The sequence below is a fragment of the Streptomyces griseofuscus genome (assembly GCF_014673495.1).
Taxonomy (GTDB): Bacteria; Actinomycetota; Actinomycetes; order Streptomycetales; family Streptomycetaceae; genus Streptomyces; species Streptomyces murinus.
The window spans coordinates 8096490-8118206 of record NZ_CP051006.1 but is presented as its reverse complement, the minus strand read 5'-3'; the positions used below and the strand labels follow the sequence as shown (position 1 = coordinate 8118206).

Annotated in this window: 27 protein-coding genes and 4 pseudogenes; 13 read left to right on the top strand and 18 right to left on the bottom strand. The window is 72.3% G+C overall.

What is annotated here, in order from left to right:
* Window positions 1-85: 85 nt before the first annotated feature.
* Complete coding sequence (locus HEP81_RS36845; RefSeq protein WP_037661275.1) at window positions 86-1096, top strand: DUF2804 domain-containing protein; 1011 nt, start codon at window positions 86-88, stop codon at window positions 1094-1096.
* A gap of 95 nt (window positions 1097-1191) precedes the next feature.
* A pseudogene (locus HEP81_RS36840) lies at window positions 1192-1286 on the top strand.
* Between the two features lie 63 nt (window positions 1287-1349).
* On the opposite strand, the gene HEP81_RS36835 reads toward HEP81_RS36840, so the two are convergent.
* Together HEP81_RS36835 and HEP81_RS36830 are read right to left on the bottom strand one after the other, a co-directional pair.
* Entirely contained in the window at window positions 1350-1853 is a 504-nt protein-coding gene (locus HEP81_RS36835; RefSeq protein WP_037661277.1) for a DUF4232 domain-containing protein, read from the bottom strand.
* 212 nt (window positions 1854-2065) lie between these two features.
* Window positions 2066-2959: a helix-turn-helix domain-containing protein gene (locus HEP81_RS36830; RefSeq protein ID WP_037661279.1), complete on the bottom strand. Its 894-nt coding sequence runs from the start codon at window positions 2957-2959 to the stop codon at window positions 2066-2068.
* 250 nt (window positions 2960-3209) lie between these two features.
* On the opposite strand from HEP81_RS36830, the gene HEP81_RS36825 reads away from it, so the two are divergent.
* Window positions 3210-4685, top strand: a complete 1476-nt coding sequence (locus HEP81_RS36825; protein ID WP_078967629.1) for an MFS transporter — start codon at window positions 3210-3212, stop codon at window positions 4683-4685.
* An 88-nt stretch (window positions 4686-4773) separates the two neighbouring features.
* On the opposite strand, the gene HEP81_RS36820 is transcribed toward HEP81_RS36825, so the two are convergent.
* Both HEP81_RS36820 and HEP81_RS36815 read right to left on the bottom strand, forming a co-directional pair.
* Window positions 4774-5493 (bottom strand): adenosylcobinamide amidohydrolase, encoded by a 720-nt coding sequence (locus tag HEP81_RS36820; protein WP_051850520.1) that lies wholly within the window; start codon window positions 5491-5493, stop codon window positions 4774-4776.
* A gap of 82 nt (window positions 5494-5575) precedes the next feature.
* Entirely contained in the window at window positions 5576-6490 is a 915-nt protein-coding gene (locus HEP81_RS36815) for a LysR family transcriptional regulator (RefSeq protein WP_037661364.1), read from the bottom strand.
* A 119-nt stretch (window positions 6491-6609) separates the two neighbouring features.
* On the opposite strand from HEP81_RS36815, the pseudogene HEP81_RS36810 reads away from it, so the two are divergent.
* Window positions 6610-6963, top strand: a pseudogene (locus HEP81_RS36810) (nuclear transport factor 2 family protein); the annotation flags it as partial.
* Window positions 6964-7022: 59 nt separating this feature from the next.
* Here the strand turns inward: HEP81_RS36810 and HEP81_RS42790 are convergent.
* From HEP81_RS42790 to HEP81_RS42780, 3 genes and pseudogenes are all read right to left on the bottom strand, one after another.
* Window positions 7023-7214, bottom strand: a complete 192-nt coding sequence (locus HEP81_RS42790; RefSeq protein WP_037661283.1) for a hypothetical protein — start codon at window positions 7212-7214, stop codon at window positions 7023-7025.
* A 47-nt stretch (window positions 7215-7261) separates the two neighbouring features.
* Window positions 7262-7489, bottom strand: a complete 228-nt coding sequence (locus HEP81_RS42785) for an AMP-binding protein (RefSeq protein ID WP_037661284.1) — start codon at window positions 7487-7489, stop codon at window positions 7262-7264.
* Between the two features lie 86 nt (window positions 7490-7575).
* Window positions 7576-7662, bottom strand: a pseudogene (locus HEP81_RS42780) (hypothetical protein); the annotation flags it as partial.
* A 319-nt stretch (window positions 7663-7981) separates the two neighbouring features.
* Between HEP81_RS42780 and HEP81_RS36800 the strand changes: the two are divergent.
* Complete coding sequence (locus HEP81_RS36800) at window positions 7982-8896, top strand: GNAT family N-acetyltransferase (RefSeq protein ID WP_243279721.1); 915 nt, start codon at window positions 7982-7984, stop codon at window positions 8894-8896.
* A 26-nt stretch (window positions 8897-8922) separates the two neighbouring features.
* Here the strand turns inward: HEP81_RS36800 and HEP81_RS41850 are convergent, their stop codons facing one another.
* Both HEP81_RS41850 and HEP81_RS41845 read right to left on the bottom strand, forming a co-directional pair.
* On the bottom strand, window positions 8923-9087 hold the full coding sequence (locus tag HEP81_RS41850; protein ID WP_243279720.1) for a hypothetical protein: 165 nt from the start codon (window positions 9085-9087) through the stop codon (window positions 8923-8925).
* 12 nt (window positions 9088-9099) lie between these two features.
* Window positions 9100-9231 (bottom strand): annotated as a pseudogene (locus tag HEP81_RS41845) (NUDIX hydrolase); the annotation flags it as partial.
* Between the two features lie 328 nt (window positions 9232-9559).
* On the opposite strand from HEP81_RS41845, the gene HEP81_RS36790 reads away from it, so the two are divergent.
* Window positions 9560-10114, top strand: a complete 555-nt coding sequence (locus HEP81_RS36790; protein WP_037661293.1) for an Rv1733c family protein — start codon at window positions 9560-9562, stop codon at window positions 10112-10114.
* A gap of 70 nt (window positions 10115-10184) precedes the next feature.
* On the opposite strand, the gene HEP81_RS36785 is transcribed toward HEP81_RS36790, so the two are convergent.
* The 3 genes from HEP81_RS36785 to HEP81_RS36780 are packed head-to-tail and all read right to left on the bottom strand — an operon-like array spanning window position 10185 to window position 11771.
* Window positions 10185-11081: a universal stress protein gene (locus HEP81_RS36785; protein WP_037661296.1), complete on the bottom strand. Its 897-nt coding sequence runs from the start codon at window positions 11079-11081 to the stop codon at window positions 10185-10187.
* A gap of 58 nt (window positions 11082-11139) precedes the next feature.
* The gene (locus HEP81_RS41840) at window positions 11140-11370 is read right to left on the bottom strand and encodes a BON domain-containing protein (RefSeq protein ID WP_243279719.1); all 231 of its coding nucleotides are present in this window, start codon (window positions 11368-11370) and stop codon (window positions 11140-11142) included.
* The gene (locus HEP81_RS36780; protein ID WP_243279717.1) at window positions 11355-11771 is read right to left on the bottom strand and encodes a CBS domain-containing protein; all 417 of its coding nucleotides are present in this window, start codon (window positions 11769-11771) and stop codon (window positions 11355-11357) included. Before HEP81_RS36780 ends, HEP81_RS41840 begins: the two co-directional genes overlap by 16 nt.
* Window positions 11772-11998: 227 nt before the next feature.
* Between HEP81_RS36780 and HEP81_RS41835 the strand changes: the two genes are divergently transcribed.
* The 3 genes from HEP81_RS41835 to HEP81_RS36770 all read left to right on the top strand — a co-directional run bounded on the left by HEP81_RS41835 (window position 11999) and on the right by HEP81_RS36770 (window position 13500).
* Window positions 11999-12142, top strand: coding sequence for a hypothetical protein (locus tag HEP81_RS41835; RefSeq protein ID WP_243279716.1), 144 nt, complete (start codon window positions 11999-12001; stop codon window positions 12140-12142).
* 62 nt (window positions 12143-12204) lie between these two features.
* A complete protein-coding gene (locus HEP81_RS41830) occupies window positions 12205-12336 on the top strand; it encodes a hypothetical protein (RefSeq protein ID WP_338058777.1) in 132 nt (43 codons plus the stop codon).
* A 252-nt stretch (window positions 12337-12588) separates the two neighbouring features.
* Entirely contained in the window at window positions 12589-13500 is a 912-nt protein-coding gene (locus tag HEP81_RS36770; protein ID WP_078967630.1) for a universal stress protein, read from the top strand.
* 137 nt (window positions 13501-13637) lie between these two features.
* Here HEP81_RS36770 and HEP81_RS36765 read toward each other — a convergent pair whose 3' ends face one another.
* The 4 genes from HEP81_RS36765 to HEP81_RS36750 all read right to left on the bottom strand — a co-directional run bounded on the left by HEP81_RS36765 (window position 13638) and on the right by HEP81_RS36750 (window position 15589).
* Complete coding sequence (locus HEP81_RS36765) at window positions 13638-13826, bottom strand: hypothetical protein (RefSeq protein WP_037661298.1); 189 nt, start codon at window positions 13824-13826, stop codon at window positions 13638-13640.
* Entirely contained in the window at window positions 13826-13999 is a 174-nt protein-coding gene (locus tag HEP81_RS36760) for a hypothetical protein (RefSeq protein WP_157854556.1), read from the bottom strand. Before HEP81_RS36760 ends, HEP81_RS36765 begins: the two co-directional genes overlap by 1 nt.
* A gap of 74 nt (window positions 14000-14073) precedes the next feature.
* Window positions 14074-14748 carry a CBS domain-containing protein gene (locus HEP81_RS36755; RefSeq protein ID WP_037661300.1) on the bottom strand — a complete coding sequence of 225 codons (675 nt, stop codon included), beginning with the start codon at window positions 14746-14748 and terminating at the stop codon, window positions 14074-14076.
* Between the two features lie 193 nt (window positions 14749-14941).
* Entirely contained in the window at window positions 14942-15589 is a 648-nt protein-coding gene (locus HEP81_RS36750; RefSeq protein WP_037661368.1) for an FMN-binding negative transcriptional regulator, read from the bottom strand.
* Between the two features lie 256 nt (window positions 15590-15845).
* Here HEP81_RS36750 and HEP81_RS36745 point away from each other — a divergent pair, with 256 nt between their 5' ends.
* Window positions 15846-16487, top strand: coding sequence for a CatB-related O-acetyltransferase (locus HEP81_RS36745; protein WP_037661302.1), 642 nt, complete (start codon window positions 15846-15848; stop codon window positions 16485-16487).
* A 66-nt stretch (window positions 16488-16553) separates the two neighbouring features.
* Here HEP81_RS36745 and HEP81_RS36740 read toward each other — a convergent pair whose 3' ends face one another.
* Window positions 16554-17633 (bottom strand): fatty acid desaturase family protein, encoded by a 1080-nt coding sequence (locus HEP81_RS36740; protein WP_037661305.1) that lies wholly within the window; start codon window positions 17631-17633, stop codon window positions 16554-16556.
* A 149-nt stretch (window positions 17634-17782) separates the two neighbouring features.
* Window positions 17783-18754 (bottom strand): DUF8017 domain-containing protein, encoded by a 972-nt coding sequence (locus HEP81_RS36735; RefSeq protein WP_037661306.1) that lies wholly within the window; start codon window positions 18752-18754, stop codon window positions 17783-17785.
* A 175-nt stretch (window positions 18755-18929) separates the two neighbouring features.
* Between HEP81_RS36735 and HEP81_RS36730 the strand changes: the two genes are divergently transcribed.
* From HEP81_RS36730 to HEP81_RS36720, 3 genes are all read left to right on the top strand, one after another.
* Window positions 18930-19718, top strand: coding sequence for an SAM-dependent methyltransferase (locus HEP81_RS36730; protein ID WP_037661307.1), 789 nt, complete (start codon window positions 18930-18932; stop codon window positions 19716-19718).
* A gap of 110 nt (window positions 19719-19828) precedes the next feature.
* A complete protein-coding gene (locus tag HEP81_RS36725) occupies window positions 19829-20275 on the top strand; it encodes a MarR family winged helix-turn-helix transcriptional regulator (protein ID WP_037661309.1) in 447 nt (148 codons plus the stop codon).
* Window positions 20268-21692: an MFS transporter gene (locus tag HEP81_RS36720; protein ID WP_037661311.1), complete on the top strand. Its 1425-nt coding sequence runs from the start codon at window positions 20268-20270 to the stop codon at window positions 21690-21692. Before HEP81_RS36725 ends, HEP81_RS36720 begins: the two co-directional genes overlap by 8 nt.
* Window positions 21693-21717: the final 25 nt, after the last annotated feature.

The following is a 21717-nucleotide window of genomic DNA, read 5'->3' as shown; positions in this document are numbered from 1 at the left end:
GCGCCGGTCCCGCGTTCCCGCTCGGACGACGACCGGTGCCGACCGGCTGTTGACCCCCGTCGGCACCCTGGGCAGACTACCCGCCATGCCCACCCCTGAGCGCCTGGTCGAAGACGGTATGCGTCATTGGGGCCGGCTGGCCGATCGGCCCGCTGTCGTCGATCCGCTTGAGGTGTACGGCGGCCTCGCGCGGCGGTTGAAGAGGGTGCGGCTCAAGGAGTGGGTCGGGTTCACCCTGTCGCATCCGGACTGGTACTCGTCGCTGATCATCCAGGACGCGCACTATCTCGCCAGTTCGGAGATCTACGCCTATGACCGGGCGGGCGGCGTGCTCCACCAGCACGCGGCCAACGCGGCCGGCGGCAGTCCCGTGCTGCCGGCCGAACTGCTGGAGAACTCCTGCCGGTTCGAGCGTGACGGGTATCGGGTCGCCTATTCCTTTTCGCGTACGTCGGCGCGGCATCGGATCGAGATCGACATCGCAAGGACGGCGAAGGCCCCGGCCATCCGCGGTGAGCTCGAACTCGACGCCGAGGCGGCCACCGCTCCGCTCTCGGTGAGCTCGCGGTTGCCGGGCGGGAGCATGTACACGCACAAGGCCGCCTTCCCCGCCTCCGGCGTGCTCCGTGTCGGGGACACCGAGGTCGTCTTCGAGCCGCATCGCGATCTGGCGACACTCGATGAGCACCGCTCGCTGCTGCCGTACCGCACCGACTGGGTCTGGGGCACCTTCGCGACGTCGACGGACGCCGGCCCGGTCGTCGGGGCCAACTTCGCGGCGCGGCCCGAACTGGCCGGGGAGCCGGAGGAGTCCTGTCTGTGGACACCGGGCCGGTGTGAGCCGCTCGGCGACATCGCCTTCGAGCCCACGTCGGCCGATCCGTCGGCCGCCTGGCACATCGCCTCCCGGGACGGCCGCCTCGATGTCGTCTTCGAGCCGGAGGGCCGTAAGCAGGTGAAGCACAACCTGGGTCTCTTCGCGGTCGACTATTTCCAGCTCTTCGGGCGCTACCGTGGTGTCATCCGCGGCGCCGGGGGCGATGTCGAGGTCAAGGACGTGCATGGGGTCTGCGAGAGGATGAAGGCCCGCCTGTAAGCCGTGCGGGTCAGCTCCGCGTCAGTCCCGCGTCAGCCGGGTCTGTCACTCTTCTTCATGTGAACGGGGCCCGGGAAACCGGGAACCGGGAGCGAGGAGAGGTGCCCGGAGTGGTTGATCGGGGACCAGCGAGCACGTCTCGAGGTCGGATCCGCAAGGGTCCACGCGGGTTCGAATCCTGCCCTCTCCGCAACGCCACAGTGTCCCGCGGCCGTGCGGCCTCGGGACACTCCGGGTTTTCCGGCAATGCCGGTCAGGCGCCGCGCTGCACCGGGCCGATCAGGGTGCCGGAGGCGACGGAGAACTTGCCCTCGGCGAAGGACGTGCCGGGAATCTCACCGCCCGGGGCCTGGAGCGTGAACGACGCCTCGTCCGAGGCCGTGCCGCGGTGCATGTTCGGAACCTGGATGTCGAAGTGCACCGGGTGGCCCGGCCCGAAGGTCACCTTCGTCCTCTGGTCGCCGTAGTGCCCGGCGGCGACACCGGTCTGCTTGCCGTGGTGCGAGAACCGTACGCCGGTGGGCGAACCGGCCAGCACGCACGACTCGTATCCGCGCGCGGCGGTCAGGGTCACGCGATAGTGGCTGTGCCCCGAGCTGGCGGGTGCCGCGGCGATCGTCGCCGTGTGGTTGGCCGGACGACAGGCCGAGGGCGTGACGCTCTTGGCCGTCGTGGGTGCGGCCACGGCGATTCCCCCGCCCGCGGTGACCGCCAGCGCGAGTGCGGCCACGGCGGCGAACACGTGCTTCTTGCTCATACGAACACTCCTTGTCGTGCAATGGCCCGGCGGGTGTTCTCCACCGGGACCATGGTCGACGTGAGCCTGCCCCCGATCTTGCGTTCGGAATGTCTCAGTATGGGTACGAACGTCACGGATCCGTCACCGGGCCGCCCGCCGCGGGCACACTCGGCCGGCTGCCACGCCGGGCGCCGGGACTCTTCCGACGCCCGGTCGCTTGTTTCAGCCGTTCAGCTTCGGTGGAGGACGGGTTCGCCCTCCGCCCTGCGCGCGGGTTCCCCGTCCTCCAGCCCGAGCATGGCCTCTTCGTCGGCGGTGCCGGGGACCGCCTGGTAGACGACCATCCGCTGGCCGCCCGTCCGTGCCAGCCGCATGACCTCGTAGGTCAGGGTCATGGGTCCGACCTCGGGGTGCCGGAACTTCTTCTGGCCGCCGCCGCGTTCGCAGACGTCGTACCGCTCCCACAGTCGGGCGAACTCCGGGGATTTCAGCACCAGTTCGCCGACCAGAGTGGTCAGTTCGGGGTTGTCCGGATCGGCGCCGGCGACCGCCCGCAGATGCGCGACCGAGAGGGCGACGGTGTCCTCCCAGGGTTCGTAGAGCGTCCTGCCCACCGGGTGCAGGAAGAGGTAACGGGTCACGTTGCGCTGGTGCTCAGGCCAGTCCCACAGGCCGGGCAGCAGCCGTCGGCCCGGCGGGTTGGCGGCCAGGACGCGGTTGTAGCGGCTCACGACATAGGCGGGCAGTGGGCGTACCGATTCCAGTACGCGCAGCACGGAGTCGCGGACGGCGTGGTCCGCGCAGGCCGGGAGTTCGGAGGTACGGCCGGAGGCCAGCTCGGCGAGTTCATGGAGGCGTTCGTAACCGTCGCCGCGCAGCCGCAGGGCACGGCCGAGGGCGTCGACGACGGCGATCGACGGGTTGGTCTCGCGGCCGCGTTCGAGGCGGATGTAATAGTCCACGCTCACACCGGCCAGCGCGGCCAGTTCCTCCCGGCGCAGTCCGGGGGTGCGGCGCAGGCCCGCGCCGCCGGGGAGGCCGACGTCCTCCGGGCGTATCTGGGCCCTGCGGGCTTTCAGATATCTGCCGAGTTCGGTACCCCGTACGTCTGTTGCTGCTCCCATTCGATCAATTGTGACAGGTGTACGGGGGTGTTGGGGGGCCGTGTCAGGGCCTGGAACGCCGCACCCCGGGTACGGCGCGGTCTGCCGAACGCCGCCGTCCGGGCGCAGAGTTGATCCCGGAGCGGGCGGCCCGACGGCGCGGAACCCAGGGGGTGCGTGACACCGGACCGCGGTCCCGGCGTTCGTGGCCGCCCGCCGATTCGTCCCCGACGGACACCGTCGACCGTGCCTGAACGTCCAGGAGGCCACCATGCCCGGCACCCCTTCCCCGTCCCCGACCGCCACCACCGACCAGGGGCGCGCGCCCGGCTCGCCGCTGCCCGAGGTACGACGACGGCAACCGGACCGGGCCCGACCAGCCGAGGCGGGCGCCGGTGCCGAGGCGCCCCGGCGGGCCGGGGTCGCGCTGGTCGCCTCGCTGCTCGGGTTCACCGTGATCACCATCGATGTGTCAGCCGTGAACATCGCGCTGCCCTCGATCCGGGAGTCGCTGGACGGCGGGATGGCGGGGCTCCAGTGGGTGGTGGACGCGTACACGCTGATGTTCGCCGCGCTGATGCTCTCGGCCGGCGCCATCGCCGACCGCGCGGGCGCCCGGCGCGCCTACGCCTGGGGAGTCGCGCTGTTCACCCTGGCCTCCCTCGGCTGCGCGCTGGCGCCCGGGATCGGGGTGCTGGTCGCCGCGCGGGTGGCACAGGGTGGGGCCGCCGCGGTCGTGATGCCGGCCTCGCTGGCGCTGATCCGGCAGGCGCACGAGGACAGCAGGGAGCGTGCGCGGGCCATCGCGCTGTGGACCGTCGGCGGTTCGGTGGCGATGGCCGCGGGTCCGGTGCTGGGCGGGCTGCTCACCGAGTCGGCCGGCTGGCGCGCGGTGTTTTTGCTCAACCTCCCGGTGGGCGCGGTGATTCTCGGCCTGCTGACACGGGTGCCGCGCTCGCCGCGCCGGCCCGCCGCGCTGGACGGGTTCGGCCAGTTGACCGCCGTACTGGCCCTGGCCGGGCTCGCCGTCGCGGTGATCGAGGGCGGTCATCTGGGCTGGACCAGCCTGCCGGTGCTGGGCGCGGGCGCGCTCGCCGTCGGAAGCGGGTTCGTGTTCCGCGTCGTGGAGTCCCGGCACCGTCAGCCCATGATTCCGCCGGCGCTGCTGAGGGAGCGCCGGGTGGCCGTTCCGCTCGCGGTCGGTTTCGCCGTCAACGCCGCGTTCTACGGCGGGATCTTCCTACTGGGCTTGTACTACCAGCAGTTGCGGGGGATGTCGGCGACGGCGGCCGGGCTGATGTTCGTGCCGATGTCGGCGGTGGTGACGGCGACGAACCTGGTCTCACCGCGTCTCGCGGAGCGGTTCGGGCGGCGGTCGGTGATCGTCCTCGGCCAACTGGTCTTCACCGCCGCGATGCTGGTCATGCTGCCGCTGGCCGGGGACACCCCGGTGTGGCTGGTACTGGTCCTGCTGCTGCCGCTGAGCATGGGCGGCGCGGTGGCGGTGCCCGCGCTGACCGCGCTGCTGATCGACGCGGTCCCCGCGGAACGCGCGGGAACGGCCTCGGGCCTGCTCAACTCGCTCCGGCAACTGGGCGGCGCCCTGGCCGTCGCCCTCTTCGGCAGTCTGCTCGCCGGTTCCGACGGCGGCTTCTCGCTCCCCGGCATGCGCGTCGGGCTGCTGGCCGTCGCCGCGCTGCTCCTGGTCACGGCGGGGATGTCACGGGTACTGCTGACCCGGGACTGAGCCACGCCGACGCGGAACGCCGGCCGCTGCAAAGGGCCCCTCACCGTTGTCCAGGAGGGTCGAAGCCGCTCCCCCTTCCACTCCGCGGTCATGAACCCGCGCGTGTCCGCGCCGACTTGAGAGCTTCCCCGGGAACCGGCTCCACGGCGGCACACACCGCGGAATGAACCGCGCGGGCCAGCCGGGCGCCCCACAGGGAGCGGGGACCGGCGAAAGCCTGTGGCTCCTCGCCGGGTTGCGGGATTCGGGCGGCGACGCACACCGCGTCCGTGGGGGTGCCGGAGCAGTCGTATCCGGAGTCGAGGAGGGCCTGGACCTTGGCCTCGGTGGCGGTGGTGGCCGCGTTGACCAGGGCGGCGTCGGTCAGCGCGGCGGGGATGGCGGCGATGATGTTGATGGTGCCGGGGGCGGGCGGCAAAAGTGTGCCCGGGGCGGGGGCGGCGGCCCAGCCGTGGACGCCGAGGCCCGCGGTGACCACCGCCGCTACGCCGTCGTCGTGGGCGCGGCCGTACCGAAGGACGTCGGCGGCCGTCATCAGTCCGACGCCGGGCCCCCACGCCCCGGCCTCATGGGCGAGGCTCGCGAGATGGGCGTCGGGGTCGGTGCGGCTGTAGCCGTGCGAGACCTGGGCGTTGAGGACCCAGGAGCGCTCGCCGATGCCCCCGCCGAGCACCGCGCTGCTGATCATCCGCCAGCCGGACCCCGCCCGCCAGAGCAGGGCCGACAGTTGCTCGTCGCACTCGACGCGGGTCAGCGTCTGGATCGGAAGAACGCCGGTGGCGGCGCGGGGCGGTGGGGCGACGGTCACTGAGCTGGACTCCTCGGAGCGGATGATCCAGATGATCGTACCGAGGGCGCTCCGCAGGGCATCGAGACCTTCCGCATCGGCGCTATCGCCGCGGCCTCCTGTTGTCGGGGCGTGCCGTGGCGAAGGCGTTCGTGAGGGCGTCGAGCAGGGCGGGCGTGGCCGGGTGGGGGTCGCGGCGCGGGGTGAGCGTGTAGATACCGCGAGTGGGGGGATCGACGAGGCACACCGTGGCGATGTCGGGGCGCAGGGCGCGGGTCAGCACGCCGGGTATCAGGGCGATGGCGTGGCCGGTGGCGACCAGGGCGAGTTTGCCCGGCAGGTCGGCCGCGGTGAGGTCGATGCGGACGTCGATCCCGGCGCGGGCCGCGTGTTGGCGCAGGAGTGCCGCCGAGCCGTCGTTGTCCTCGGCCCAGGTCTCGTCGGCAAGGGTCTGGACGGGCACCGGGCCGCGCCCGGCGTGGGGATGGCCGGCGGGCAGGGCGACGACCATGTCGTCCAGGCCGAGGAGGCGGCGCTCGGTACGAGGGTCGTGGGGCAGTCCGGGCGGTGCGTCGGTGACGACGGCGAGGTCGAGAGCGCCGGTGGCCACGCGATGGTGCAACCGCCCGCTCGGACCGGGGAGCAGGCTCCAGCGGAGGGGCCCGGCCTGCCGCAACAGGCCCCGGACGGCCTCGGGGACGATGCCCGCGGCGAGCGAGGGGGTCGCGCCGAGGGTCAGCGGACGGTCGTACGACCCCTCGCGCGCCGCCCGTACGGCGCGCAGGGCGCGGTCGGCCTCGTGCAGCGTGGCCAGCGCGTGCTGCCGGAACACCTCGCCGGCCGGTGTCGGCCGCGTCCCGCGCGGGTGGCGTTCCAACAGGGGTACGCCGAGTTGCCGTTCAAGGCCGGCGATCTGCCGGGAGAGGGCCGACTGGGTGTGATGGAGCTCGGCTGCCGCCGCCGAGAGCGATCCGAGTCGGCACACGGTCACGAAGGTTCGCCACACCGTCAGGTCCATGGCGTCCATATGACCACGGCCACGCGGTATGCGTGCGACGCAGGGCTCCTGTGCGAGATCCGCGCTTGTCGCAACTCCCGTGCGGCGCCACTGTGGCGGACATGAAGACACCGCACGGGGACGCCGTACTCGAACCGCTCCACGCCTACATCCGCGGGCACGCCACCGGCGACCCCGTCCACTTCCAGGACGCGTTCCTGCCGACCGCTCACATCGAGGGGCTCCGGGACGGCGCGTTCGTCTCGTGGTGCCTGGACGAGTACCGCGCTCTCTTCCCGGGGCGGCCGGCCCCGGACGAGCCCACCCGGTCCCGGCACGTGGACACCGTCGAGGTGCACGGCGATGTCGCGACCGCGACCATGACGCTCCGGCACGGCCCGGACACCTTCACGGACCTCTTCCTGCTGATCCGCGTGGCCGACGGGTGGCGCATCGCCAACAAGGTCTATCACCGCCGAGCGGCCGTCGGATGAGCGAGGCCGCCGCTCGGGCCGTCACGGTCGCCGATGCCTCGGTGGCGACGGCTTCGGCATCAGTTCTCCTTGCGCAGCGCGAGGCGCAGGGATTCCAGTACGGCGGGGTCGTCGACGGTGGCGGGCGCCGGGGCGTCGTCCCCGTTGGCCAGTGAGCGCATGGAGGCGCGCAGGATCTTGCCGGAGCGCGTCTGGTTCGCGGCGATCGGCCAGCCCGTCTCGGTCTGCCACCAGTTGTCGATCACGGGCACGCCCAGCGTCCTACGGGGCCCAGTCGTAGGTGTCCGGGTCGAGGCGCTCACCGGCCAGGAACGGACAGCGGAACGGCGTCATGTCGCACTCGGCGGGGTACCGACCGGCTTGCCATCCTCCAGGCGAGCGCGACCGCGTGGCCGCCGTTGTCGCGCACCACGCCCTTGGGGCGGCCCGTGGTGCCCGAGGTGTACAGGATGTAGGGCGGGTCGGTGGCGGCGAGCGGCACACAGTCGGCCGGTGCGGCGGAGGCCATCGCCTCGTCCCAGTCCACGTCGCGCTCGGACAGTTCGGCGTGCGCCTCGGGACCATCGGCAGGTAGATCACGACGCGGTCGCCCCGGCCGACGCCCAGTGCGCGCAGCACCCCTGCGAACCGGACGGTGAGCCGCCGGAGTTCGGCGTAGGTGCACGAGGTGGTGGTGCCGGTGACGGGGCTGTCGTGGATCAGCGCCGTACGGTCGCCGTGGCCGGCGTCGACATGCCGGTCGAGCGCGTTGAAGCAGGTGTTGATCCTCCCGTCCGGGAACCACCGGTAGAAGGGGCGCCCATCTGCGTTGTCACTCCTCGGGGTAGCACGCGCGGACAGCCCGCCTGTCCCGACCCCCTCATATTGTCGCCAGTTTGAGTGCGGCCGTGCTTACATGAGCGGGAGCACGCGGGCTCTTGTGGCGCGAGGACCTCCGCACACGGGCCGCGGCCGCGCGCACCCGGAGCGCCGACGCCGCGGCGAAATTCACTCGCTCGGGTGATTGACCGCGTGATTAATGTGCCGGGTGACAGAATTCAGGGTTCTTGAGGACAGCGCGGCGTGGCGGGAGGACGTCGAGCGGCGGCTCGTCGACGCGTACGCGACGGCCGGGCTCGGCGCGGCCGCGGCGCAGGAGTACGTGACGAAGGGGCGCGCCCTCGCCGGGGACTGGACGGTCGCGGAGATCGCGGACGCCGGGGCCCGGGTGGGCTGCGTGGCCGTACGGGTGGGTGACGAACGCGGGGTCCTCACGGGACGAATCGGGGATCTTCATATCGACGCGGGCCGCACCGGCCGGGGGCATGAGCGGGCCGCCCGGGAATGGGCGGAGCGGTGGTGCGCCGAGCGGGGCGCGCGCCGGGTGGGCACCCGGTTGACCGATCCCGCCCTGGGTGAGGTGTTCGCCGCCTACGGTGTGCGCGGGCAGGTCAGGGTGCGGCCGGTCGCGGCCGCGCCGGAGCCGGTCGACGGCGTGACCGAGCGGCCGATGACACAGGCCGAGTACACGGAGTGGCTCGCTCGGGAGCAGGAGGCCTACGCCGACGGCATCGTCCGGGCGGGGGCGATGAGCCGTGCGGATGCCGTGCGCAAGTCGGACCAGGACTTCGCCGAGCTGCTTCCCGAGGGGCTCGCGACGCCCGACACCACGCTCCTGGTGCTGGAGGCGGCGGGCGAGCCGATCGGCACGGGGTGGCTGAAGCACGGGTATCTGCCGGGGGTCACCTACGGGTACTCGCTGCACGTCCACGAGGCCCAGCGCGGCAAGGGGTACGGGCGCGCCGCGATGGCGGTCGGCGAACGGACCACTTTCGCGGCCGGTGAATCGGCACTGATGTTCACCGTGTGGGGCGGGAACGAGGTGGCGATGAACCTCTACACCAGCGCGGGGTACGGAATCCTGGACGAGGAGCGCTCCGCCGAACTGCCCTGACGGCGCCCTCGCTCACACGCAGCTGCTCACACCCACGTGTAGTTCTCGTCGGTGACGGCGTCCAGGGCGGCGTCACCGACGGCGGCGCGGGGGTGGTCCAGTGCCGCCAGCGCGGCTCCGATGGGCGGGTGCAGCTTGCGCGGCGGCGGGGTCGGGCCCGGGCGGGTGACCCGTTGGTCGACCACCCACATCAGGTCGCCGCCTTCGGCCAGGTCGATGTCCAGGTCGAGTTCCTCGGCGAGTTCCCGGCGCAGGGCCCGACGGAGGTCCTCGCCCTCCTCGACGTTGCCGCCGGGCGGGGTGTAGTGGACGGAATCGGCGCGGTCGCGGCGGATCAGGGCGACCTCGTCACCGCAGAAGACAAGGGCCCCGTACGGATCTTGATGCGGGAGAACGGGACCGTCGGCTCGTCGGACGTGGCTGTCATGGCGGGCAGTATCGCAGCGCCCGGCACGACATCAGCTTGGTGGCCATGGCCCGCCGAGCGGTCGTACGCCGTGCCCATCGGCCCGATGGCGCTGCGGGAAGGGACTCATGGCCCCCTCCGGCACCGGATCCGGACCCGGGCGGTCCGTCGTAGAGGTCCCTCGGCCCCTGTGGGCGCGGGCTTCTCGCAGGCACCGTCGGAGGCGAAGGATTCGGCACGAGGCGGAGGTCTCCGTGATGAGCGGCAAACGGCATCTGTGGCGGTGGCGGAGCAATCCGCTGCGCCGGCGCGAGGACGTCCTGGAGGCGTGGATCGTGCTGGCCGTCTGGGCGGTCGTGGTGCTCGTCGGCACGGTCGTCGCACCGCTGGCGTTCCGCACCGCCGAGCACCGGTTCGCGGAGCACAGCGCTCAACGGCACCCCGTACGGGCGGTCCTGACGGCCGACGCGCCGCAGGACATCGCCGCGCAGTGGTCGGCGGACGGCCGGGTGCAGGACACCGTGCGCTGGGTGGCGCCGGACGGTACTCCCCGTACCGGGCACACGCTGGTGGACCCGAGCCTGCCCCGGGGCACGACGGTGCATCTGTGGCAGGACGACCGGGGACAACTGGTCACGACGGCGCCCACCGACCGTGCCGAGGGGCACATCGAGGCCGGTCTCCTCGCCGCCGGTGCCGCGCTGGTCGCCGCGGCTCCGGTGCTGGGCGCGGGCGCCTTCGCGCGGGCCCGGCTCGACCGGCGCAGGCTGGCCCTCTGGGACCGGGAGTGGGATCTGGTGGGACCCCGCTGAGCGGCATTCGCGAGCACCCGCCGTCAGCTTCCCGGCCGTCAGCCGTGCGAGGCGTCAGCCGCGCGGGACGTCAGCTGTGCGGGACGACCGCGACCGGGGCGGCGATGTGGTGCAGCGCGGAGTGCAGGACATGGCCGAGGTGGAAGCCGAAGGAGCGGGTGCGGATGCGGCGGCCGACGGCCACGAGGCAGGCGTCGTGGGACTGGTCGACGAGGACCTGGGCGGCGCTGCCGCAGCGGCTCGCCTCGATCACCTCGACGTCCGGGTACTTCTGCCGCCAGGGGCGCAGCACCTCGGTCAGCAGGGTGGCCTGCCCGCGTTGCAGGTCGTCGTAGAGTTCGGCGTCACCGTAGAAGCGGTAGAAGGAGGTCGGCGGCTCCGGCCAGACATGGACGGCGCGCAGCGGGGCTCCGTGGCGCGCGGCGGCGTCGAAGGCGAACTCCAGCAGCGGTTCGGCCGGTTCGTCGACATCGAGGCCGAGCACGACGGCTCCGGTGCCGGGCGGTCTGCCCGCCGGCTCCGTCCGCTGTGCGTCTCCGGTCTCCTCCCCCGCCCGCACCAGCACCACCGGGCGTTCGGCGCGGGCCACGACGGCAAGGCTCACCGAGCCGACCAGGAAGCCGCCGAGCCGGCCGAGGCCCCGGGAACCCAGCACGAGCAGTTCGGCGTCGCCCGCGGCCTCGCACAGCACATCGGCCACGGTCCCCGTGAGCTGCGCGGTGCTCACGTCGAGGTCCGGATGGCGGGCCCGGATGCCGCTGGCGGCCTCCTCGGCCATCCGCTCGGCCCAGCGCCGGTAGCTGTCGAGGTCGAACAGCGGGGTACGAGCGGCCATCCTGGGCGTGGGCTCCTGGACGTACACGATCTTCAGGGGCAGGCCGCGCAGCTCTGCCTCGCGGGCCGCCCACTCGGCGGCGGCCCGGCTCTCGGGCGAGTCGTCGATGCCTGCGGTGACGGTTCGGGACATGGTCCGCGCCTCCGGGGTGAGTTCCGGCACCGCGGTGATGCCGCGGTGGCGACCGGTGTCAGGTGCCGGAGCCGAGGAGGTTCTTCACCTCGATCACGTCGGCGATCCGCTCGATCTCCGCGAGCAGTCGCCGTGCGGTCGCCGTCGGCATCCGTCCGGTCAGTTCCACGATGCCGTCGCGCACGGCCACCTGCACGGCGTCCCGGTCGGCCGGTGGGCGGGTCGTCTCGACCGTGGCCTCGACCTCGGCCCGGATACCGGCGTCGTCCCTGATCAGGGCCTGGAGCAAGGCGTCCCTGCGGACGACGCCGACCAGCCGGCCCTCCCGGTCGGTGACGGCATCAGCTTGAGCCGGTACAGGGCGGAGAGCCACGCGGCCTCGGCCACCGTCGCCCCGGGCAGCACGGTGATCACGGGGCTGGTCATCAGGTCGGCGGCGGTCTCACCCCGGGCCTTGCCGCGCAGCCGGCGCTCGCGCAGCCTCCCGATGGGCCCGGGCCGATGGCCGGATGCCTCGAAGGCGTCTTTGGCCAGCAGATCGGACTCCGATACGACGCCCACCACATGGTCCTCCGCCTCGACCACCGGCAGCGCGCCCGCCTGCTCGCGCGCCAGCATCCGGGTGATGTCGCGGTAGGGCGGATCGGCGCGGATGTGCGCGGCGGGCACGTCCATCACCTCGCGCACCATGGGCTGCCCTGGTTCGAGGAACGGAGACGGAGTCCGGGGCGTCGCCCGCCAACAGGCTTACACTGCCCCGCCGTTCGGGCCGCGCGGGGGGCGGCGCGGGCAGGCGGCCGGGTGTGGCGGAAGCGACTGGCCGAGGCGGAGACCTGGCTGGTGCGCGGGGTAATCCTCGGCGGCGAGAGCGCGCCGCTACGGTCGGCACCGGCGGACCAGGCGCGCGTCGACGTTCGGTGGGCCGTGCTCATGGGCAGCGCCATCCGGCGGCGGTCGACTGGACGGACCCGGTGCGCGGCGCGGCGGAGCCGACCCCGCCCAGCACCGCGCTGGCGCACGCCGAGGCGGCGTACCGTGCCGCCCTCCGCGCCGCCGCGTAACTCGCCGTACACGGTAAGGCCGCCGACCTGCTGGCCGCGAGTCCGCACGGACCCGGCAACGGATACGCGCCCTGCGCCGCCACTGGATCCCCCGACTGCGCGACGAACTGGCCACGCTGGAGCTTGGGTTGGAGGAGTCCGAGCACGCGGAAGCGGTACGACGCAGATGGGCCGCGACCCGGGGCGGCGGGTGACATCGGCGCGGGCCGTCTTGCGGCTGACATCGGCCCGCGGGCCCGTCCGGCAGGTGACACCGGCGCGCAGCCGCCGGAGAAGAGGTCGCCCATGGTGGGCATCGCGAACAAGGCCGGAGGCCCTTTCGTCCGGATTCTCGGTCGGCATGCCGAGGGGCCCTACCGGGGGCCGATGGTCCCCTGGCAGGGCCTCCGGTTCCGGGCTTTCATGGAAGTCGCGGCGGTGCTCCGCCGCAGGGAGGAGATGGGGCGATGACCGCTCCCGTACCCGCGCGCAAGGACGACCGGAACCCCGGCTCCGGCCGCCGGCCGATCGTGGTGGGTCTCGACCCCGACCCCGCCCGCCGGACGGCCCCGGCCTGGGCGGCGGACGAGGCCGCCCGCCGTCGGCTGCCGCTGCGGCTGGTCCATGTCGAGGGCGTACCGACACCCGGTGACCGCAGGACGGCGGTGCCGCCCTCCTGGGAGGGGTGGAACGAGGCGCTGCACGAGGCCGGCAAGAAGGTGCTGGAGGAGGTCGCGGAGTTCGTCACGGCCCGGCATCCCGGCCTGGAGGTGGACACACTGCTCGCCGAGGGCGATCCGGTGTGGACGCTGTGCGAGCAGAGCCGCGACGCCACCTCGCTCGTCCTCGGCTCGCACCATCTGAGCCGGCGCCAGGAGGTGTTCGGCTCCGCGTCGATCGCCCTCCCGGTGATGGCCCGTACGCACTGCCCTCTGGTGGTCGTGCCCGAGCCGGAACACACCACCCAGGACCCGCCGTACTACGTCGTCGGCGTCGACGGCAGCGAGCGCTCCGCGGCGGCGGTCGACGTGGCGTTCGAGGAGGCGGCGCTGCGCGGCGCGGCGCTGCGGGCCTTGCTGGTGTGGGAGCACGGTCCGCTGCGGGCCTTCGACGAACGCGGGGCGCAGGAGGAGTCCCGGCGGCTCCTCTCCGAGGTCGTGGCGGGCCGCCATGCCCGCTATCCCGAGGTGGACCTGCGCCACGAGGTGGTCGCGGGCCATCCGGTGCAGGTGCTCACCGATGCCTCCGAACACGCGCTGGGCCTGGTGGTGGGCACACGGGGGCGCGGTGGCTTCGCCGGCATGCTGCTGGGCTCGGTGAGCCAGGGCGTGCTGCATCACGCCCGCTGCCCCGTGATCGCGGTCCCGACCCACGGGTGAGCCGGGTCCTGCTTAGCGCCACCACCGACGGTCTGGTCGCCTCGCTCACCTGCCAGCCCCTGGAGTGGTCCGAGATCCGCTGGACCGTCCGCGACCCCTGTCGGCCATGGCCTATGTCCAGATGGTCCTCCGGCTCGCTACGGCCCCGAGGGCCCCGCGAGCTCCCGCCGTCCGGTGGCCGACGTCCTCGATGTCGTCTGACCGGCCTCGGCGTGCGGTCCCGCGCCCGGACAGCGGTACGGGCTCATCCACAGCCGCACCAGACGGCTGATGGTGAGCAGGCCCAGGATCAGGGCGAGCGCGGCCAGGGCCGTCTGGGTGGCCATCAGCAGACGGCTTTGTCCGCCCGGTCGGCGACAAGTCCGCCGTAGTCGCCGAGCAGCGGCACCGGCAGGAACTGCACGGCCACCACCAGCCCCAGCACCGTGCCCAAGCCGGTCAGCTCAAGGATCAGCCGGGACTGGGCCACCGCCTGCATCCAGGTGCCGACCAGGCTCACGCAGGCGAAGCGGCCTCATCCCAGCGACGGGACCGGGGACGGGACCGAGGACGGCCTTCGACCGGAACCGGCGCTCACACTCCGGTGGGCGCGTCCCGGGCGTCGTCCGTCCGGAAGGTGAGGCCCCCGGACACCGACACCACCCCGTCGACCCCGCGGCACAGCTGCTCCACGACGGGGATCTGGCTCTTGAACTCCACGATGCCGGACACGGTGACCCGGCCGTCGCGCACGTCGGCCGTCACATCGCGGGGGTCCAGGAGCAGTGTGCCCCGCAGCAGATCCCGGTTGATCTCCTCACGGATCGCCTCGTCGCGGCGCAGGAAGATCCGCAGTAGATCGGCCCGACTGACGATGCCCACGAGCCGGTCCGCCTCATCCACCACGGGCAGGCGTTTGACGTGCTGGGTCTCCATGAGCCGGGCGGCCTCGACCACGGACCATTCGGGGCGGGCGCACACCGCGGGGGCGGACATCAGTTCCTCGGCGCGTGCGCCCTCGGCCTTGGCCCGCTCCCATGCCTCCAGATGCGGGACGGGGGTCAGCCCCGAGGGGTCGGCCTGGTCGGCGCTCTTGCGCAGCAGATCGGCCTCGGACACCACGCCGATCGGACGGTCCATCTCGTCCACCACGGGTACGGCGGTGATGTCGTTCTCCTCCAGAAACCTCGCGAGCTCCTTGAACGAGGTGTCGCTCCGGGCCCGGACGACGTCCCGGGTCATGAGCTCCTCGACCGTGCGGTGGTGCATGTCGCCTCCCGGATACGGGGCGCCCACCTCGCGGAGACCGGGCTGCGGCCCCGTACGGCGGTGAGGCCCGCGTGGCAGGTCGGATACAGCACCATTCTGCGGAGCGTACGGCGATCATGCGAGCTCGCTCCGGCGCCCGGCTCGGCGTCGGGGTGAGGCGTGGGCACCGTAGCCGCGTGGTCCGGAGGCGGGGTCAGGGCTTCCAGGTGCCGATGCGGTCCACGCGGCGCAGCTGCTGGCGGGCCGTGGGCACGTCGAGGCCCTCGCCGCGTTCGGTGAGACGGTCGGCGACGGTGGTGCGCAGTTCCACGGGTTTCCGGTCGTCGTACTTGAACTTGGCGCGCACCTCGACCACGTCCAGCTCCAGGCCGCGGATGCCCGGCAGCATCCGGCCGTAGGGCGGCTGGTCGACCTCGACCGGGGCGTGGTCGCCGTCGGGCTGGAAGTGCGCCAGCTGGCGGCGCAGCAGCTCGGCCTTGGCCTGGGGGTCGTCGATGACGCGGGCGCGGCAGGTGAACTGGACGGCCGCGTAGTAGCTGGTCGGCACGCCGTCGGTGGGTGGGACGCCGGGCGCGGCGCGCCAGGTGCCGGGGATGAAGGCGTAGTCGCCGCTGACGTCGAAGGTGACGTTCGGGTCGTGCTCGATCGCCTTCCAGACCGGGTTGGGCCGGGCGAGGTGGATCAGCAGCCGGTTGCCGTCGCAGACGAAGTGGGTGGGGACCACGACGGGCGCCGCACCGGGCAGACCGTTGACGCAGAGGTGCCCGAAGTCGTGGCCGTCGGCGATCCAGGTCTGCCATTCGGCGTCGTCGAGACCGGCGTCCCAGGGCTGGATGAACATATCGGTCTCCTCGACGGTGGTGCGGCGGTCGGGCGACACCGGGCATGGCACGTCCCTCACCAGCGGTGGAACGAGTGGACCGTACAACAGCTCGACCGGGCAGCGTCAACCACTTGACCCTGCGGTCCATTTCACTGCACCACGGCGGTGGGACGACGATCGGTCCGCAGGCCGCGCAATCGGTTGTCGGGGCCGGCCCTGCCCCGCGATCATGGAACGGCCCGTCGCAGCCGAGTCCGCCCAGGAGCCCCTCTCCATGCCTGTACCGGCCGATCCGACCGTCCTGCATCCGATGCCCGAGCAGCCGCGTGTCGTCCTGTTGAAGCCCCTGGTGAAGTCCCCGCTGATCGAGGTCGGGGAGTACTCGTACTACGACGACCCCGACGACGCGACCGCCTTCGAGACGCGCAGCGTGCTCTACCACTACGGGCCGGAGAAGCTGGTCATCGGCAGCTTCTGCGCGCTCGGCACCGGCGTGCGGTTCATCATGAACGGCGCCAACCATCGCATGGACGGCCCCTCGACCTTCCCGTTCCCCACCATGGGCGGCTCCTGGTCCGCGCACTTCGACCTGCTCACCGGCCTGCCGAACCGAGGGGACACCGTCGTCGGCAACGACGTCTGGTTCGGGCACGGCGCGACGGTGATGCCCGGCGTACGGATCGGCCACGGCGCGATCATCGCGACCGGCGCCGTGGTCACCGCGGACGTACCCGACTACGGCGTCGTCGGCGGCAACCCGGCGCGCCTGATCCGCACCCGCTACAGCGCCGAGGATGTCGCCCGGCTGCTCGCGGTGGCCTGGTGGGACTGGCCCCCGGAGCACATCACCGAGCACATCCGCACCATCATGGCGGGGACCATCACCGAACTCGAAGCGGCCGCCCCGCGCGCCTGAGGTACCGGCTGACCCTCGCGGGTCCCGGGGCCGCAGGACGAGAGCGGGCGGCCCCGGGGCCGCGGGTCAGGACGCCGCCCGGCGCTGCCGCCTGATGGGCTCCCCCACCCGGTGCATATGGGTGAGCGCCTCGCGGTAGGACCGGATCAGCCCGGTCTCGTGGTACGGCACGCCTATCTCCGCGCAGTACGCCCGCACGACGGTCCGGGCCCGGCGCAGATGGGGCGTGGGCATGCTCGGGAACAGGTGGTGCTCGATCTGGTAGTTGAGCCCGCCGAGCATCACATCGGTGAGCAGGCCACCGCGCACATTGCGGGAGGTGAGCACCTGGCGGCGCAGGAAGTCGGGCCGTTCGTCACCGCTGAGGGTCGGCATGCCCTTGTGGTTCGGCGCGAAGGTGCAGCCCAGGTAGACACCGAACAGGCACTGGTGCACGGCGAGGAACGCCACCGCCTTCCCGGGGGAGAGCACCAGGAACAGCGCGGACAGGTAGGCCGCTATGTGGAGGAGGAGCAGGGAGCCCTCGAGGAGCCGGTTCTTCATCGACGGCGAGCGCAGCGCGCGCACGCTCGCGACATGCAGGTTGAAGCCTTCCAGGGTCAGCAGCGGGAAGAACAGGAACGCCTGGTGGCCGCCGATGAGCCGGGCCACGCCCTTGCTGTCGCGGGCCTGGTCGGTGGACCACACCAGGATGTCCGGGGCGACATCGGGGTCGAGTTCCTCGTGGTTCGGGTTGGCGTGGTGGCGGGTGTGCTTGTTCATCCACCAGCCGTAGCTCATGCCGATGGCGAGGTTGCCGAAGAGCCGGCCCCATGTCTCGCTCGGCCGACGCCGCCGGAAGACCTGTCGGTGAGCCAGGTCGTGTGCCACCAGGGCGACTTGGCCGAAGGCGAGGGACAGGAAGGCGGCGACCGCGAGTTGCCACCAGGTGTCGCCGAGCACGGCGAAGGTCCCCCAGCCGGCCGCCAGCAGCGCGATCACCAGGCCGAGCCGCACCGTGTAGTAACCGGTGCGCCGCTTCAGCAGACCCGCCTCGGTGATGCGCCGGGAGAGTCCGGCGAAGTCGCTGCCGGACCGCGGCGGCGAGGTGCGGGAAGGGGCGGCAGATGGTCCGGTGACCAGGGACGCGTCGGTGGAAATCGTCATGCGTCGAGTCTCCCGACGGCCGTCCGCCCGAGACAGCCTGCCAGCCACCGGACCGACCGGGGGCTGTCCCCCGGTCGGTTCAGGGGGCTACCACCCCGGAGCGGCACTTCGGCGGAAGCGTGCCGCCTCGGGGCGGTCGGTGAGGGGCGTCAGGAGTCGGACGGGGGCTTGTACAGGCGCACCGTGGCGGCGATCTTCCGTACCGTCTCGTCCGTCACCTCGCCGGAGACGCCCTTGGCGCCGAAGAACGACCAGGAGACCAGGTCACCTTGGGCGTTCTTGAAGGCGAAGGTCCACGCCTTGCCGTCGGTCACACACTTCTGGGACTTCTTCACCCCGGCGGACCAGGCGCTGCCCAGATCACCCTGGAGACCGGAGGTGGTGGTGAAGGGTTCGACGGTGCCGGACTTCACCTTGGTCCTGTCGGGCTGGGTGTAGGCGCCGAAGACCCAGGTTTTCGGGTCGGCGCCGGCTATCTCCGCGGTGCTGCGGGCCCCGTTGTTGCGCCTGCTGCCCGCGGTGGCCAGGGCGGTGTCGTCCACCGTGCCGTTCATGTCGGTGTCCGCGGAGCACCACTTGGGCTGGAGCGACGCGGGGGCCTGGACCCCGATGAGCGGCTTGTCGTCGGGGTCGTCGTTCTTGGAGACGTAGGTGACCCAGTCTGGGGTCTGGAGCTTCCACTGCGGGGGCACGTCGAAGGCGATGCCCTGGGCCGGGTTGGTGACGACCTTCCAGCCCTTGACCGTCGCGGTTCGGCCGTCGGGACCGCGCGGGTTGTCGGTGCTCTGCTGGGATGCCCCTGTCGGGGCCGGGGTGGGGCCCGGGTCCACCCGGTCGTGCTTGTCTCCGCCGAGCAGCACGAAGCCGGTGACACCCGCGGCGACGACGACCGCGGCGGCGGCGATGACCGCGACGAGCTTGGTACGGTCCCGGCCCCCACCGCCGCCCGTCGGCGCCGGCAGGGGCGCGCCGGCCGGCTGGGTGGGCGCGTTCCAGGGCTGGGGCTGCTGGTAGGGGTTCGGCTGGTGGTACCCGGCCTGCTGATACGGGTTCGGCTGATGTTCGACCGGGGGCCGCTGCGGGTTCTGTCCGCCCCCCGGTGGCTGCTCTCCTGGCCACATGCGAGGCAACGATACGGCGGGCGCCCCCCCGCCCTCGGACGAGGGTGATCGGCGCGCAGGCCGGTCTCTACGCACCTCCGCCCACTGCCGGGCACACCGGGGCGAAGGCGCGCACATCCGGCTCGGCGGATCCCTACGATGACGCCGACGACGGTCCGAGGAAGGGGAGTTGGCCATGGTGACGGACGAGGGCGGGCAGGCGCCGAGCATTGCCCGGGTGTACGACTATCTGCTCGGCGGAAAGGACAACTACCCGGTCGACCGGGAGGTCGGCGACCACTTCAAGGTGATCCTGCCGGGGTCGGTCGCCATCGCCCACACCAATCGAGGGGCGTTGATCCGCGCGGTCCGCACCCTCGCGCGCGACGGCATCCGGCAGTTCATCGACCTGGGGAGCGGGCTGCCGACCGCCGACAATGTGCATCAGGTCGCCCAGCGCCATCGGCCCGGAGCGGCCGTCGTCTACGTCGACACGGACCCGACCGTCCTCGCGCACGGCCGGGCGCTGCTGGCGGAGAACGAGTCAACGACCGTCATCGAGGGCGATGTCCGCGACCCCGACGCCATTCGCCGCCATCCGGAGGTCGAGCGGCTGATCGACCTCCGGCAGCCGGTCGGCGTCATCCTCAGCGCCGTCCTGCACCATCTCAACGACGACGAGGACCCGGCCGGGATCGTCCGCCACTGGGCCGAACGGATCGCGCCCGGCAGCCACGTCTTCATCTCCCACTTCCGCTCCGGCCACAACGAGGAGACCGAGGCCGCCCAGGCCAAACTCATCGACACCTTCGGCCGCGGCCGCTGGCGCACGGACGCCGAACTCCACGCTCTCTTCGACACCTTGACCCTCCAGCCCCCGGGCATCGTCCCCGCCGTCCAGTGGCGCCCGGACCCCTCGGAGGAGCCCCGGCCGCCGACCGTCTGGGAACAACTCATCGCGGCGGGGCTCGCCAAGAAGGCATAGACGCCCCCACTCAAAACGGATCGCCGAGCGGACGGCAGGCGTCCTCCGCGACTCGACGGCCATGCAGGAGAAACTGTACAGGTGAGGCTGTACAGATTAAGCTGTGGGACATGAGTGAGAATCCGAGTCTGTCGCCGTCGGCGGTCGAGGCGTCGCGTGAGGTTCGCGCGGTGATCAGCCGGTTGCGGCGGCGCATCCTGAAGGCCTCCGAGGCCGAGGACATCACCTTGGGGCAGGCGTCCGTGCTGGCCCGGCTGGCCGACAAGGGCGGTGTCACGGCGAGCGAGCTGGCCACGACCGAGGGGGTGCGGCACCAGTCGATGACGGCGATGGTCGCCGCGCTCGTCGCGCTGGGGCTGGTGGAGCGCGCCCCCGACCCGGACGACGGGCGGCGGCTGCTGATCGAGCTGACCGCGCCGGGCCGGCGCCGGGTGGAGAAGGGGCGGCAGGCCCGCACGGAGTGGCTCGCCGGCCGGTTGCAGGAGCGGTGCACGGAAGAGGAACGCCGCAATGTGATCGCCGCCATGGCCGTACTGGAACGGCTCACCCATGACTGACACCGAGCCGGGGGCGATACGCAAGACGGACCAGCCCCGATTCGACCGGCGGCTGCTGCCGCCGATGATGCTGGGCTCGGTCCTGAACCCGGTCAACTCCACCATCATCTCCGTCGCGCTCGTCCCCATCGGCAAGGCCCTGGGCGCACCGGCCTCGCAGACCGCGTGGCTGGTGTCCGCCCTCTATCTGGCCACCTCGCTGGGCCAGCCGGTCGTGGGACGGCTCATCGACCTCTTCGGGCCGCGCAGGCTCTTCCTCGCGAGCACCAGCCTCGTCGGGATCGCCGGTGTCGTCGGCACCCTGGCCCCGAACATGGCGGTACTGATCGTCGCCCGTGTCCTGCTCGGATTCGGCACCTGCTCCGGCTATCCCGCCGCGATGGCCCTGGTGCGCAGCGAGGCCGAGCGCACCGGGCGGGACAGTCCCGGCGGGGTGCTGACCGCGCTGGCGGTCGCCAACCAGACCATCGCGGTCATCGGCCCCCTGCTCGGCGGGCTGCTGATCGCGGTGGGCGGCTGGCGGGCCACCTTCGCCCTGAACGTGCCGCTGTCCGTCGCCTCCGTGGTGCTGGGCCTGCTCTGGCTGCCCAGGTCGGCACCCGCGACAGGTGATCCAACCGAGCGACGCGGGCGTCTGGTCTCCCAACTCGACCTGCCCGGCATGCTTCTATTCGCCGCGACGCTCACCTCGCTGCTGCTGTTCCTGATGAACCCGCATCCGCGCGACTGGTATCTGCTGGTGATCGCCGCCGCCCTGGGCGCCGGGTTCGCGATGCGGGAGCTGCGTGCCGACGCCCCCTTCATCGACCTGCGGGTGTTCGGTGGCAACACGCCGCTCCTGGCCACATACCTACGGGCGCTCGTCGCGTACGTCGTCTCCTACGCCTTCCTCTACGGCTTCAGCCAGTGGACCGAAGAGGGCTACGGGCTGTCCCCCTTCCGCGCCGGGCTGGTGCAGATCCCCACGTTCCTGGTGGCGATCGGCGTCTCGATCGTCTCCGGACGGCGGCCGGGCGTACGCGGGAAGCTGCTGGTCGGCGCGGCCGGGCAGATCGTCGCCTGTCTGCTGATGCTCACCCTCGCCGGGAGCAGCCCGCTGTGGACGCTGTTCCTCGTCACCCTGGTCTTCGGCATCCCGCAGGGGCTGAACAATCTGGCCCTCCAGAACTCCGTCTACTTCCAGGCCGATCCCGAGCGGATCGCGTCCTCGGCCGGGCTGCTGCGCACCTTCGCCTACATCGGCTCGATGATCGCCTCCTCCGCGGCCGCCGCGTCCTTCGGCAAGCACATCGACACCGGCGGCTTGCACCACCTCGTCTGGATCATGCTCGGCGCCGGTGTGCTCTATCTGCTGCTGACCGTCCTCGACCGCTCCCTCGGCCGGGCTCCGGTGCCGGACACCGAGGCGGCGAAGTAGCCCCGGGCCGCTCCCTCGCCCCCGA